Raw genomic sequence first — 14029 nt, 5'->3', positions numbered from 1 at the left:
GGTTACATTCCGAACCCGGAAGCTAAGCCTCACAGCGCCGATGGTACTGCAGGGGGGACCCTGTGGGAGAGTAGGACGCCGCCGAACAATTCTTCGAGAGAAGCCCCCGCCGGGTGAACCGGGCGGGGGCTTCTCTGTTGTAGGGTCAACGTGCATTGTCATCACACAGGACAGGAGGCCCCCGGGTGGAGGTCCAGGAGACGCGGGTCCAGACCGATCGCGTCCTCACCATCCCCAACCTGCTGAGCATGGGCCGGCTGGTCGGCGTTCCGCTCTTCCTCTGGCTCATCCTGTGGCCGGCCTTCGGCGGCCCCAACAACGACGGCTGGGCGCTGCTGATCCTGGCGCTCAGCGGAGTCAGCGACTACCTGGACGGAAAGCTCGCCAGGCGGTGGGGCCAGATCAGCCGGGTGGGGCAGTTGCTGGACCCCCTGGCGGACCGGCTCTATGTGCTGTCCACATTGGTCGGATTGACGTGGCGTGAGATTCTGCCGTGGTGGGTGACGGCGATTCTGCTGGCCCGGGAGGCGTTTATCGCCTCGCTCCTGCCGATTCTGAACAAGCACGGTTACGGGCCGCTACAGGTCAGTTTCCTCGGCAAGGCGGCGACCTTCAATCTGATGTACGCGTTCCCGCTTCTGCTGCTCGGCAGCGTGGACAGCTGGATCGCGCGGCCGGCCGAGGTGGTGAGCTGGGCGTTCATCTGGTGGGGAACCACGCTGTACTGGTGGTCGGCCATTCTTTACGCCGTCCAGGCGCGGCAGATCGTCAAGGCCCGCTCCGCGGCCTCGGCGTCCACGGCCTGAGACGCGAGCTGAGAGAAGTCCCACGTCGTATCGGTGCGTCGGACGGGACCTTCCGGGTAGAGATCCCTCTGGAACGGTTTGATGGACTCGCAGGTCCACCACCGCGAAGGAGGACGCACCCGTAATGAAAGCCGTTGTAATGGCAGGGGGCGAGGGAACCCGACTCCGCCCGATGACCTCCAGCATGCCGAAGCCGCTGCTTCCGGTCGCCAACAGGCCGATCATGGAGCACGTGCTTCGGCTGCTGAAGCGGCACGGCCTCTCCGACACCGTTGTCACCGTCCAGTTCCTGGCCTCACTGGTCAAGAACTACTTCGGTGACGGTGAGGAACTGGGCATGCATCTCACGTATGCCCACGAGGAGACGCCACTAGGCACTGCGGGGAGTGTCAAGAACGCAGAGGACGCGCTCAAGGACGACTCCTTTCTGGTGATCTCCGGTGACGCCCTGACTGACTTCGATCTCTCTGAATTGATCGCCTATCACCGCAGCAAGAACGCTCTGGTCACCGTGTGTCTCACCAGGGTGCCGAACCCCCTGGAGTTCGGCATCACGATCACGGACGACGAGGGGCGCGTCGAGCGTTTCCTGGAGAAACCGACCTGGGGGCAGGTCTTCTCGGACACGGTCAACACCGGTATCTACGTGATGGAGCCCGAGGTCTTCGACTACGTCGCGGCGGGTGAGTCCGTCGACTGGTCGAGCGACGTCTTCCCGCAGCTGCTGAAGGAGGGCAAGCGGGTCTACGGGTACATCGCCGAGGGTTACTGGGAGGACGTGGGCACCCACGAGAGCTACGGCAAGGCCCAGGCGGACGTCCTGGAGGGCAAGGTCGACGTCGAGATCGACGGCTTCGAGATCTCCCCGGGCGTCTGGGTGGCCGAGGGGGCGGAGGTCGACCCCGAGGCCGTTCTGCGCGGCCCGCTGTACATCGGGGATTACGCCAAGGTCGAGGCCGGCGTCGAGCTGCGTGAGCACACGGTGCTGGGCAGCAACGTGGTGGTCAAACGCGGGGCCTTCCTGCACAAGGCGGTGGTGCACGACAACGTGTACATCGGGCCGCAGAGTAACCTGCGCGGTTGCGTGGTGGGCAAGAACACCGACGTGATGCGGGCCGCGCGGATCGAGGACGGCGCGGTGATCGGCGACGAGTGCCTGATCGGCGAGGAGTCGATCATCGCGGCCAACGTCCGGGTCTACCCGTTCAAGACCATCGAGGCCGGCGCCGTGGTGAACACCTCGGTGATCTGGGAGTCCCGCGGCCAGGAGCACCTGTTCGGGGTCCGCGGGGTCTCGGGCGTCCTGAACGTGGAGATCACCCCGGAGCTGGCCGTCCGGCTGGCCGGTGCGTACGCCACGACGCTGAAGAAGGGCGCCACCGTCACCATTGCGCGTGATCACTCGCGTGGTGCGCGTGCACTCAAACGGGCGATGATCTCGGCGCTGCAGACCTCCGCGATCGACGTCCGCGACCTGGAGAACGTGCCGATGCCGGTGGCCCGGCAGCACACGGCGCGCGGCAGCGCCGGCGGGATCTTCCTGCGGACCACGCCCGGGGTTCCGGACTCGCTGGACATCCTCTTCTTCGACGAGCGCGGTGCGGACCTCTCGCAGGCGGGGCAGCGCAAGCTCGACCGCGTCTACGCACGCCAGGAGTACCGGCGGGCCTTCCCGGGCGAGATCGGGGACCTGACCTTCCCGTCCAGCGTCTTCGACTCGTACGCGGGCAACCTGCTGCGGACGGTGGACACGACGGGGGTCCGCGAGGCGGGCCTGAAGGTGGTCGTGGACACCGCGCACGGCAGCGCCGGGCTGGTTCTGCCCAGCATCCTCGGCCGGCTCGGGGTCGAGGCGCTCACCGTCTCGAGCGGGCTGGACGAGTCGAGGCCGACCGAGGACGCGGAGGAGCGGCGGGCCGGGCTGGCCAGGCTCGGTGAGCTGGTGGCCTCCTCGCGGGCCGCGTTCGGCGTCCGCTTCGACCCGGTCGGTGAGCGGGTCGCGTTCGTCGACGAGCTGGGTCGGGTGATCGACGACGACCGTGCGCTGCTGGTGCTGCTGGACCTGGTCGCGGCCGAGCGGCGCAGCGGGCAGGTGGCGCTGCCGGTGACCACGACCCGGATCGCCGAGCAGGTCGCGGCGTACCACGGTACCCAGGTCATCTGGACCACGACGACGCCGGACGACCTGGCCAAGGCGGCCTCCGCCGAGGGCACGGTGTTCGGTGGGGACGGGCGCGGCGGCTTCGTGGTGCCCGAGTTCAGCGGTGTGCTGGACGGTGCGGCGGCCTTCGTCCGGCTGGTGGGTCTGGTGGCCCGGACCCAGCTCACGCTGAGCCAGATCGATGCCCGGATCCCGCAGGCGCACATCCGGCGTCGGGACATCGCGACGCCGTGGGCAGCCAAGGGCATGGTCATGCGTTCGGTGGTGGAGGCAGCCGGCAACCGGCGGCTGGACACCACGGACGGTGTCCGGGTCGTCGAGGCGGACGGCCGTTGGACGCTGGTCCTGCCGGACCCGGCGGAGGCGGTCACCCACCTGTGGGCCGAGGGCCCGGACGACGACGCGACCGAGGCGTTGTTGGACGAGTGGGCGGCGGTGGTCGACAGCGCGGGGCGTTGACGGCCTGAGGGGGCGAATGCCCTGATCGGCGGGGCGTGCGGCCGCGAGCCGCGCGCCCCGCTGTCCGTTTTCACACCATTGCGGACCGCCCGTCACTCCCCGTCGTGTGGGCGCCGTGTGCGCAGCTCAGGGGCCGTGCACGGGGCCCTTCGCGCGCATGGGACGATGGTCGGCATGCCAGCGACGCCGACGCCGAGTGCCCCGAACGGACGGTACAACCGTCCGGACGCCTCGATGTCCCTGCTGACGAACGTGATGGACCACAGCCTGGACGAGGGTTACGCCGAGGCGGCCGCCGCGCGGGGCGGCGACCACGACAGCCGGATACCCCGCACCCTGCGGGGGCTGCTCACGCTGGGCGCCGGACTGGCGCTGGTCGGAGCCGTGGTGACGGTCGGCGCGGTGAACGCGCACAAGGCGGAGCCCACCCTCGCCAAGGAGCGGGACGCGTTGATCCACCGGATCAACGACAGCAACGGTTCGGCCGACAAGCTCCAGCAGCAGGTCCAGGACCTGCGGCGCAAGGTCGAGGACGCGCAGCAGCAGGCGTTCCCCTCCGGGGAGGGCGATGCGGGCGGCCTGACCGGCACCGTCGGCCTGGGGGAGGTCACCGGGCCCGGGGTCAGGCTGGTGCTGGAGGATGCCCCGGGGACGGGCGCCGGGGGCAATGTCGACCCGCGCGCCGGGCAGGGCTTCTCCAACAGCGGACGGCTGCGCGACCGCGACCTGCAACTGGTGGTGAACGGCCTCTGGGGCTCGGGCGCGGAAGCCGTCTCGATCAACGGCCAGCGGCTGACCGCACTGTCCGCGATCCGCGCCGCCGGCGAGGCGGTGCTGGTGGACAACCGACCGCTCGTCCCGCCGTACACCATCCAGGCGATCGGGGACGGTCCGAAGCTCCTCGCCGCCTTCGAGAACGACATGGCCGGGCAGTACCTGCGGCTGTTGCAGGAGAAGTACGGCATCAAGTCGACGCTCTCCGCCCAGAAGAGCCTGACGCTGCCGGCGGCCGTCGGGGTCACGCTGCGGACCGCCCAGCCGCTCACACCGGAGGCCAGTGCCGCACCGGGTGGCTCGCCCACGGCCACGTCGCCGTCCGGCGCGGCGCCCGGTGCGTCGGCCTCGGGCGCCTCGGCCGGGCCGAGCGGTACGGCATCGGGCGGACCCGGCAGCTCTCCCGGAACCTCGGAGAGCCCCGCCGCGTCCGTTTCACCATCCGCGCACAGCGGTGGCCCGACCCCGAAGCGGCGTCCGTCCACCGGATCCACCAAGACCACGACAGGGACAGGAGCAGCTAGACCGTGATTGCCGTACTGGGTCTCGTGATCGGGGTGGTCGTCGGGCTCTTCGTCCAACCCGAGGTGCCGGACGCCGTCGTGCCGTACCTGCCGATCGCCGTGGTGGCGGCGCTGGACGCGGTGTTCGGCGGTGTCCGGGCGATGCTGGACGGGATCTTCAACGACAAGGTGTTCATCGTCTCGTTCCTGTCGAACGTGGTGGTCGCGGCGCTGATCGTCTTCCTCGGTGACCAGCTGGGCGTCGGTTCGCAGCTGTCCACGGGTGTCGTCGTCGTCCTCGGCATCCGCATCTTCTCGAACGCGGCCGCGATCCGGCGCCATGTCTTCCGTGCCTGAGCCGGGCCGCGAGAAGGCGGCGGAGGAGGAGAAGTCGGACCGGAAGGGCGTCGAGGCGCCCGGTACGGAGGCCGGGGTACCGGACTCCGGGGGCTCCGCTGCCCCGGCCGGGCCCGAGGCCGGGCAGGTCCGGCCGGAGCCGGTGGTACGGCTGACGAAGGACGAGCGCGCGCCTGCTGCGGAGGCCGGGCCGGCGGTCGAGGAGCCGGAGCCCGTCGAGCCGGAGCGCGCCGCGTCGAGGCCCGTGGCCCGGACGGACGGGACGGAGACGGCGCCGGAGGCCGCGTCGGAAGCGGCGCCGCAGGACGGAACCGAGCCCGCGCCCGAGCCCGCGCCCGCAGAGCCCCTGCCCACCGAGCCCCTGGCCGCCGTGCCCGCGTCCGTAGAGCCCTTGCCCACCGAGCCCGAGGCCACCGAGCCCGAGGCCGCCGAGCCCGAGGCCGCCGGGGCCGCTGACGCCGCCGAGCCCGAGGCCGACGGGTGCCCGCCCGCGGGGGACCGGCACGCCGGTCGTCGGCGGCTGAAGGCCGCGTTGTGGCCGCCGCGGCTCTCGCGCGGCCAGCTGGTGGTGGCGCTGCTGCTGTTCTCGCTCGGGCTGGGCCTGGCGATCCAGGTGCGCTCGACCAACGACCACCACAACCAGCTGCGCGGCGCCCGGCAGGAGGACCTGGTCCGCATCCTCGACGAACTGGACAGCCGTCAGCAGCGTCTCCAACAGGAGAAGGCCGAGCTGGAGCAGTCCCTGGCGAAGTTGGAGAACAGCTCCAACCAGGCCAAGGAGGCCCAGGAGCAGACCAGGAAGAAGATGACGGAACTGGGCGTGCTGGCCGGTACGGTCAAAGCCACTGGTCCGGGCATCGTACTCACGGTCGATGATCCCCAAGGGCAGGTGAAGGCAGATATGCTGCTGGACACCCTGCAGGAACTTCGAGCGGCGGGGGCGGAGGCGATTCAGATCAACGATGTACGCGTGGTGGTCAACACCTACTTCACCGACCTGTCGGGCGGCGGGGTGCAGATCGACGGGAAGAAGGTCTCGCCGCCCTATCGGTTCACCGTCGTGGGGAACCCGCAGGACCTGACTCCCGCGCTGAACATTCCGGGCGGTGTCGTCCGTACTCTGGAGAGTCACCAGGCTCGGGCGACGATCACCCAGCAGCAGAAGGTGGTCGTGGACGCCCTCGTGGATCCGAAGTCGCCGCAGTACGCCAAGCCGGCTTCGAAGTGACGGGGCGTCCGACGAACGGCCCGTCACGGGCGGGCGGCACCCGGTGCGGGGTACCGCCGTCGCGTGGGAGAGACTGGTTCGCACCAGTACGCTCCGTAGCACCAACCGCAGCACCAAACGTCGGAGTACCACTCCAGCAGGCCCGGGCCGCAACCGGGCCCGCAGCCTGTCCGAGGTTCTCACCCTGCCCCGCGGGCGGGTCTGTCACACGCAAGGGGATTCGCCCGTGAGTTTCTTCTCGAAGTTGTTCGGTCGCAACAAGGGCCGGGACGCGGCCGCCGTGGAGGCGCCCACCGCTCGGCACCGCCGCTCGGAGGACGAGCCCGCGGTGCCGGGCATGCGCCCCGCCCCCGAGGCCGCGCCCTACGCCGGACAGCAGCTGTACCGGGACGGCGGCGCCGCCCAGTACGCGGGCAATCAGGCGGGCTACGGCGCGTCGGTTGACCCCTCCGGCGACCCGCGCATAGGTTTCCCGTCAGGACCCTCAACCTCTGGTGGAGGGTTTGCCCCGGACCCGTACGCCGGGCACAACCCGTCGGGTGTGCCGCGCCAGGAGGCTGTGAACATGGCTGGCCCCACTCCGTGCCCCAGGTGCGGCAACCAGAACCCGGCCGCGGCCCGCTTCTGTTCGAACTGCGGTACGGCGCTGCGCGGTGGCCCGCTGCCCGAGGGGGCGGCGGAGACCACCTCGACCATCTCGATCTCCGGCCTGGAGTCCCACGACCCCACCGCCACGACCGGCACCGGCACCACGCCGGCCCTCTCGGCCGAGGTGCTGCAGGCGATCGACGCGCTGCCGCCGGGCTCGGCCCTGCTGATCGTGCAGCGCGGTCCGAACTCGGGCAGCCGCTTCCTGCTGGACTCGGACGTCACCACGGCCGGCCGTCACCCGCAGGGCGACATCTTCCTGGACGACGTCACGGTCTCGCGCCGCCACGTGGAGTTCCGCCGCACCCCGTCCGGCTTCAGCGTCGCGGACGTGGGCAGCCTGAACGGCACCTACGTCAACCGGGAGCGGATCGACGAGGTGCCGCTGAACAACGGCGACGAGGTGCAGATCGGGAAGTACCGGCTGGTGTTCTTCGCCGGCCACAACCGGGGGTACTGAAACCAACGTCGGCAGGAGCCCGAGTGAGCAGCGATTCCCCTTCTTCTCTCGGGGCGGCCACCCCCGCGTCGTCGTCCGGTCCGCAGGCGGACCGGGGCGGGCGCGGGGTGGTCGCGGGCCCGCGGCAGCCCGTCCGGTCGGACCGGCCCGCCGGCCGGCGCCGCGGCGGGGACGAACTGCTGAGCATCGGCGCCGTGCTGGCCCACCTGCGTGACGACTTCCCCGAGGTGACCATCTCCAAGATCCGCTTCCTGGAGGCGGAGGGGCTGGTGGAGCCGCAGCGCACGCCCTCGGGGTACCGCAAGTTCAGCCCGGCCGACGTCGAGCGGCTGGCCTACGTGCTGCGGATGCAGCGCGACCACTACCTGCCGCTGAGGGTGATCCGCGAGCACCTGGACGCGATCGAGCGCGGCGAGGCCCCACCCGCGCTGCCGCCCGCCGCCGACGCCCGGCCGGGGCCGCTGGAGGAGGCCGACCGCGAGCTGGTGGCCCACGCCGACGTCGTCTCGGGCGTCCGGCTGGGGCGCGCCGAACTGCTGGCCGCGGCCGAGGCGGGGGAGCGGGAGCTCGCCGAGTGGGAGTCCTACGGGCTGGTCGCGCCCGGTGCGGACGGCGGCTACGACGGCGAGGCGCTGCAGGTGGCCCGGCTGGTCGCGGAGCTCGGCCGGTACGGGCTGGAGCCCCGGCACCTGAGGGCCATGAAGGCGGCGGCCGACCGGGAGGTCGCGCTGGTCGAGCAGGTGGTGGCGCCGCTGCGGCGACACCGGAACCCGCAGACCCGGGCCCACGCGGAGGCCACCGCGCGGGAGCTGGCGACGCTGTCCGTGCGGCTGCACGCGGCGATGGTCCAGGCCGGGTTGCGGACCCGCGGATAGCCGCGGGAGCGCCGGCCCGACCCACCGAGTGCACCGCCCTGACCAGCGGCGTCGGCCCTGCGCTTTCATATCCGGGAGCGGAGCCATAGGGTTGCGTGTGTGAATGAGCTCGACGTCGTGGGTGTCCGAGTGGAGATGCCTTCCAACCAGCCGATCGTGCTGTTGCGGGAGGTCGGGGGAGATCGCTACCTGCCGATCTGGATCGGCCCCGGCGAGGCGACCGCGATCGCCTTCGCTCAGCAGGGCATGACTCCGGTGCGCCCGCTGACGCACGACCTGTTCAAGGACGTCCTGGAGGCGCTCGGCCAGCAGCTCACCGAGGTCCGGATCACCGATCTGCGGGAGGGCGTGTTCTACGCCGAGCTGGTGTTCGCCGGCGGCGTCGAGGTCAGCGCCCGGCCGTCCGACGCGATAGCGCTCGCGCTGCGCACCGGCACGCCGATCTACGGGAGCGAGGAGGTGCTCGCCGAGGCGGGCATCGCGATCCCGGACGAGCAGGAGGACGAGGTCGAGAAGTTCCGCGAGTTCCTCGACCAGGTGTCACCCGAGGACTTCGGGGGCGGCGGCCCGCAGTAGCGCGGGTCCGCGGGGGCGCGAGCGGGGCCTGATCGGCCGTTTCCCTCGCCGTTTTGCCAAAAACCGTCCATCTACCCACACTAGGGGCACGAAAAACCACTCTCCTGAGTGATGTGGTCTGTCTGCCCCGGCGTGGCGATCGTTGACGGGTCATAGGGGACTGCCTACCGTCAGGAGTGGCTGTCCGGGTGGCCGATGCCCGCAGTCGGGTTGCCCGCAGCACAAGTGGACGGAGGTAGGCATGAGCAGCACCGGCGATGACGCGGCCGCAGGAGGCCTGTGCGCCGTGCACGTACCCCGCACCGCTCGTACCGTGACCGACCTGCCCCGCGTGGGCAGGTTCCCGGCCGTGCAGCCGGGCCAGCCCGCGATCGAGCGGCTGGCACCAACGTCCGAACTGCTCGGCTTCCGTGGCCCGACGGCCTGCGCGGCGGCCGGCATCACCTACCGCCAGTTGGACTACTGGGCCCGCACCGGACTGCTGGAGCCCAGTGTCCGCACCGCGTACCCGGCGACCAGCCAGCGGCTCTACAGCTTCCGCGACGTCCTGCTGCTCAAGATCGTGAAGCGGCTGCTGGACGCGGGCGTCTCGTTGCAGAACATCCGGGTGGCCGTCGCCCATCTGCAGTCCGCCGACCAGGCCGACCTGGCCGGACTGACGCTGATGTGCGACGGGGCGACGGTGTACGAGTGCACGACGCCGCAGCAGGTGGTCGATCTGCTGAAGGGCGGTCAGGGGGTGTTCGGCATCGCGGTCGGAGCCGTCTGGCAGGAGCTGGAGCTGACCCTCGGGCGGCTGCACGCGGAGCGGACCGACACCGGCGAGACGCTGGTGGGGCACGACCCGGCGGACGAGCTGGCGCAGCGCCGCAACCGCGCGGTCTGACGAGGCACCGCCACCCGCGCGGCGACGGTGCGTGACCGGATCTGACGAGGCCGTGGGGGGGGGGGGGGGGCGGGGGGGGCCGGGGGGGGGGGGGGGGCCCGGCCCGGGCCCGTCGGTGGTGGGCGCGTGGGGGGGGGCACCGGGATCAGGGGGGGGTGGGGGCGCCGCGCCGCACCGGGGGGGTGGGCGGGGCCCCCCCCCCCCGCGGGGCGCGGGGGGGGGCCCGTGGGGGGGGGGGGGGGGGCCGGGGCGGGGCCCCGGCCCGGCCCCACGGCCTCGTCGTGTTGCCCGGCGGGACGATCGAGGGAGGGCACGTGAGGGTCGGCACCGGGATCTCGGGGCTGCTGCGGCGCCGGGCCGTGGGGATGCGGGCGCGGCTGCGGACGCGGCGGACCCAGCGCAGGGTCTTCCAGGCGACGGCGGTGCTCTGCTCGTCGGTGCTGGCACCGAGCGCCTGGCTGTGGATCGCGGCGGGGGACCGGGTCGGCACGGTGGAGAGCGCGCCGTCCGCGCCGGTGGCGGTGGTCTTCGGAGCGGGGCTGGACCAGGGCAGGCCCTCGCCGTACCTCGAGCACCGGCTCACGGCGGCGCTGGACCTGTACCGGGAGGGAAAGGTGCGGGCCGTGCTGGTGACCGGGGACAACGGGCGGGTCTCGTACGACGAGCCGGACGCGATGTACCGGTACCTGACCGAGCACGGGGTACCGCCGGGGCGGGTGGTCCGGGACTACGCCGGCTTCGACACCTGGGACTCCTGCACCCGGGCGCACCGGATCTTCGGGGTGGACCGCGCGGTGCTGGTCAGCCAGGACTTCCACGTCCGGCGGGCGCTGGCGCTGTGCGAGGCGGCCGGCATCCGCTCGTACGCGGTCGGGGTGCCGGAGCCGCACGACGCCACCTGGCTGTACGGCGGCCTGCGGGAGGTCGCCGGGGCGGGCAAGGCGGCGGTGAACGCCTGGCTGCGGCCGGACCCGGCACTGCTCGGCCCGCAGGAGGACGGCGTCGCGAAGGCGCTGGCGGAGGCGGCGGAGAGGCGGTAGGCGGCGGCCCGGCCGCCGGCGTCGGCCGGGTTCGCACGCACTGTCGGACCCGTGCGCGATGATCGGCGGGTGCGATCTCTGCCGAGCATCATCCACCTCGACATGGACGCCTTCTTCGCGGCGGTGGAGCAGGCGGCCAAGCCGAGCCTGCGCGGCAAGCCGGTGGTCGTCGGGGGGCTCGGCGGTCGCGGGGTGGTCTCCACGGCCTCCTACGAGGCGCGCAGGTTCGGGGTGCACTCGGCGATGCCGATGGCGCAGGCGCGGCGGCTGTGCCCCAACGCGGCCTTCCTGGCCGGGCGCTTCGAGGCCTACCGGCAGAACAGCGAGATCGTGATGGGGCTGCTGCGGGAGCTGTCGCCGCTGGTGCAGCCGCTCAGTCTGGACGAGGCCTTCGTCGACCTGGAGGCCGGTCCGTACGGCCCGGTACTGGCGGAGGCGGACCACGAGACGGGTGAGCGGCTGGTGCTCGCCCTGGCGGAGGACCTGCGGGCGGACATCCACCGCTCCACCGGGCTGACCGGTTCGGTCGGGGCGGCGGGCTCCAAGCTGATGGCGAAGATCGCCTCCGAGCAGGCCAAGCCGGACGGGCTGGTGCTGATCGAGCCCGGGCAGGAGCGGGCCGTGCTCGGGCCGATGCCGGTCCGGGCGCTGCCCGGGATCGGGCCGGCCACCGAGCAGGTCCTGCGGCGGGCCGGGCTGAGTACGGTGGCGGACCTCGCGGAGGCGGGCGAGGCGGAGTTGGTCGCGCTGCTCGGCCGCGCGCACGGCGCCGGGATCCACCAGATGGCGATAGGGCTGGACGAGCGGCCGGTGGTCGCCGACCAGGACGCGAAGTCGGTCTCGGTGGAGGACACCTACGAGGTGGACCTGGCCGACCGGGACCGGGTGCTGCGCGAGGTGGAGGCGCTCTCGACGCGGTGCGTGCGGCGGCTGCGGGCGGCGGGGCGCTCCGGGCGGACGGTGGTGCTGAAGGTCCGGCGGTTCGACTTCTCGACGCTGACTCGCTCGGAGACGCTCGGCGGGCCGACCGACGACCCGGCGGTGATCACCGCGATCGCGCGCCGGCTGGCCGAGCAGGTGGACATCACTGGCGGGGTGCGGCTGCTGGGGGTGGGCGTGGCGCAGCTCGCCGACTACACCCAGGAGGACCTGTTCGCGCAGGCGCTGCGGGAGGAGGCGGCGGAGCACGCCGAGGCGGTCGAGGCGGCGGAGGCCGAGCAGGAGCGGGAGGCGGCCGCGGTGCGGCGCTGGCTGCCCGGGCAGGACGTCCACCACGCCGAGTTCGGCCCGGGGTGGGTGCAGGGCAGCGGGGTCGGGCGAGTCACCGTACGGTTCGAGACGCCGTGGAGCGGGCCGGGCCGGGTGCGGACCTTCGCGGTCGACGACCCGGCGCTGGAGCCGGCCCGGCCGCTGCCGCTGCGGCGGGTGGCGGACGCGGGCGGGACGGAGGGGGAGGAGGGGCCGCAGCGGCCGGAGGGCTGAGGGGCCCGGGCGGCCCTGCCGGTGGAGGGGGTCGGGACGTGGAACGGCCCCACCCGGTGGGTACCGGGTGGGGCCGTTCACACCGTGCCGGCTCCGCGCGTTCGTGATGCCCTCGCGACGTACGGAGGCCGGGTCCGCGCGCCCTGTCCCTGAGCGCGCGGGCCGGACGCCTCGTCAGGCGTCGGTCTTGACCAGCTGGGTGCTGGAGTCCTGCGGGGTCGAGCCGCCCGGGGCGCCCGGGGCGGCCGCGACCGGCTTGGCGGTGCGGATCAGGAACGGGACGGCACCGGCGACGATGCAGACCACGGCGGTGGCCCAGAACGCGTGCTTGTAGGCGTCCAGGGTGGGCAGCAGCACCGGGATCTTGATCGGGAGCTTCATGGTGTCGCCGGTCAGGATGGCGGTCATCACGGCGGTGCCGATCGCGCCACCGACGGTGCGCAGCACGGAGTTCATGCCGTTGGCGATGCCGCTCTGCTCGACCGGGACGGCGCCGTTGATGAAGGCCGGCATCGCGGCGAAGGCGAGGCCGATGCCGAGGCCGAAGATGGCGGAGGCGGTGTAGATGTCACCCTCGTGGCTGTGACGCAGGGCCAGGTAGGCCATGGCGACGGCGCCGAGGACGCCACCGAGGACCAGCGGCAGGCGGGGGCCGCGGCGGGCGATCAGCATGGCGCCGAGCGGGGCGGCCACCATCGAGCCGATCGCGGACGGCAGCAGCATCACGCCGGCGTGCAGGACGGTCGCGGTGAAGCCGTAGTGGGCCAGCTTCTCCGGGGTCTGGGAGAAGTTGCTGATGACCATGAACGAGCCGTACATGCCGAAGCCGATGAGCAGACCGGCCAGGTTGGTGAAGGCCACGGCCGGGCGGGACATCATCTTCAGGTCCACCAGCGGGTGCGCGACCTTGGTCTCGATGATCCCCCAGACCAGCGCGACCACGGCGGCGACGGCGAACAGGCCGAGGGTCTTGGTGGAGGTCCAGCCCCAGTGGTTGCCCTGGCTCACCGCGACCAGCAGGGCGGAGAGCCAGCCGGCCAGGGCGAGCGCGCCGAGCGGGTCGGCGCCGCCCTCCTTGTCGGTGACCGGGTCGGACGGGACGCGCAGGGCCACCAGGGCGATCGCGATCAGGCCGAAGGCCAGGCCCATCCAGAAGATCGACTTGTAGTTCCAGTGCTCCAGCAGGAGGCCGGTGGCCACCAGGCCGAGGCCGGAGCCGACGCCCATCGAGGCGCTGATGGCGGCGACGCCGCCGGTCACCTTCTGCTTGGGCAGCTCGTCGCGGACGATGCTGATCGCCAGCGGCATCACGCCACCGCCGGCGCCCTGGAGGACGCGGGCGACGACCAGCCAGGTGAAGGAGTGGGTGCCGACCGCCAGTGCGGATCCGGCGACCAGGCCGGCCAGCGAGATGAGCAGCATGGGCTTACGGCCCCGGAGGTCGCCGAAGCGGCCCAGCAGGGGAGTCAGCACGGCTGCGGAGAGCAGGTTGGCGGTCATCAGCCAGGTGATGTTGGACGTGGAGACGTCCAGCTCCTTGGCCAGCGAGGGCAGGATCGGGACGACCGCGGTCTGCACCACGCTGAACGACAGCATCGCCAGGATGAGGGCCGGCAGGACCCGGGCGCTGCTCTGCTTCTCGGCCGCGGTGGTGGGCTGTGGTGCCTCACTCACGGTTGCTTCCTCCCGTACATAGTGAATGAACTGAAGTAAATATGCCCGGAGATACTTCAGAGTGTCAAATATCGAGCGGTTAAGCTTTGGCAAAGCGGGG

Annotated in this window: 12 protein-coding genes and 1 rRNA gene; 12 read left to right on the top strand and 1 reads right to left on the bottom strand. The window is 72.0% G+C overall.

The window, feature by feature from the left end; genetic code table 11:
• The 12 genes from rrf to ACGF07_RS24845 form a co-directional block, all read left to right on the top strand.
• Window positions 1-87 (top strand): 5S ribosomal RNA (rrf, locus tag ACGF07_RS24900); the annotation flags it as partial.
• A gap of 98 nt (window positions 88-185) precedes the next feature.
• The gene (locus ACGF07_RS24895) at window positions 186-806 is read left to right on the top strand and encodes a CDP-alcohol phosphatidyltransferase family protein (RefSeq protein ID WP_392902116.1); all 621 of its coding nucleotides are present in this window, start codon (window positions 186-188) and stop codon (window positions 804-806) included.
• Window positions 807-930: 124 nt separating this feature from the next.
• Complete coding sequence (locus tag ACGF07_RS24890; protein ID WP_350737089.1) at window positions 931-3426, top strand: mannose-1-phosphate guanyltransferase; 2496 nt, start codon at window positions 931-933, stop codon at window positions 3424-3426.
• A gap of 174 nt (window positions 3427-3600) precedes the next feature.
• Window positions 3601-4731 carry a DUF881 domain-containing protein gene (locus ACGF07_RS24885; RefSeq protein ID WP_392902114.1) on the top strand — a complete coding sequence of 377 codons (1131 nt, stop codon included), beginning with the start codon at window positions 3601-3603 and terminating at the stop codon, window positions 4729-4731.
• Entirely contained in the window at window positions 4728-5060 is a 333-nt protein-coding gene (locus ACGF07_RS24880) for a small basic family protein (RefSeq protein WP_030062488.1), read from the top strand. Before ACGF07_RS24885 ends, ACGF07_RS24880 begins: the two co-directional genes overlap by 4 nt.
• Window positions 5044-6288, top strand: a complete 1245-nt coding sequence (locus ACGF07_RS24875) for a DUF881 domain-containing protein (protein ID WP_392902112.1) — start codon at window positions 5044-5046, stop codon at window positions 6286-6288. The genes ACGF07_RS24880 and ACGF07_RS24875 overlap by 17 nt, the downstream gene beginning before the upstream one ends.
• Window positions 6289-6853: 565 nt before the next feature.
• On the top strand, window positions 6854-7396 hold the full coding sequence (locus ACGF07_RS24870; RefSeq protein ID WP_350737084.1) for an FHA domain-containing protein: 543 nt from the start codon (window positions 6854-6856) through the stop codon (window positions 7394-7396).
• A 179-nt stretch (window positions 7397-7575) separates the two neighbouring features.
• The gene (locus ACGF07_RS24865; RefSeq protein WP_392902126.1) at window positions 7576-8271 is read left to right on the top strand and encodes a MerR family transcriptional regulator; all 696 of its coding nucleotides are present in this window, start codon (window positions 7576-7578) and stop codon (window positions 8269-8271) included.
• A 99-nt stretch (window positions 8272-8370) separates the two neighbouring features.
• Window positions 8371-8847, top strand: a complete 477-nt coding sequence (locus ACGF07_RS24860) for a bifunctional nuclease family protein (RefSeq protein WP_030062493.1) — start codon at window positions 8371-8373, stop codon at window positions 8845-8847.
• A 241-nt stretch (window positions 8848-9088) separates the two neighbouring features.
• Complete coding sequence (locus ACGF07_RS24855; protein ID WP_392902110.1) at window positions 9089-9733, top strand: MerR family transcriptional regulator; 645 nt, start codon at window positions 9089-9091, stop codon at window positions 9731-9733.
• Window positions 9734-10098: 365 nt separating this feature from the next.
• On the top strand, window positions 10099-10773 hold the full coding sequence (locus ACGF07_RS24850) for a vancomycin high temperature exclusion protein (protein WP_392902124.1): 675 nt from the start codon (window positions 10099-10101) through the stop codon (window positions 10771-10773).
• A 69-nt stretch (window positions 10774-10842) separates the two neighbouring features.
• Window positions 10843-12255, top strand: coding sequence for a DNA polymerase IV (locus ACGF07_RS24845; protein ID WP_392902108.1), 1413 nt, complete (start codon window positions 10843-10845; stop codon window positions 12253-12255).
• Window positions 12256-12429: 174 nt separating this feature from the next.
• On the opposite strand, the gene ACGF07_RS24840 is transcribed toward ACGF07_RS24845, so the two are convergent.
• Window positions 12430-13929, bottom strand: coding sequence for an MFS transporter (locus ACGF07_RS24840; RefSeq protein WP_392902106.1), 1500 nt, complete (start codon window positions 13927-13929; stop codon window positions 12430-12432).
• Window positions 13930-14029: the final 100 nt, after the last annotated feature.

The organism is Kitasatospora sp. NPDC048194, assembly GCF_043202455.1.
Lineage (GTDB): Bacteria > Actinomycetota > Actinomycetes > Streptomycetales > Streptomycetaceae > Kitasatospora.
The sequence above is the reverse complement of the archived record's forward strand: the minus strand, read 5'-3'. Positions and strand labels throughout refer to the sequence as shown.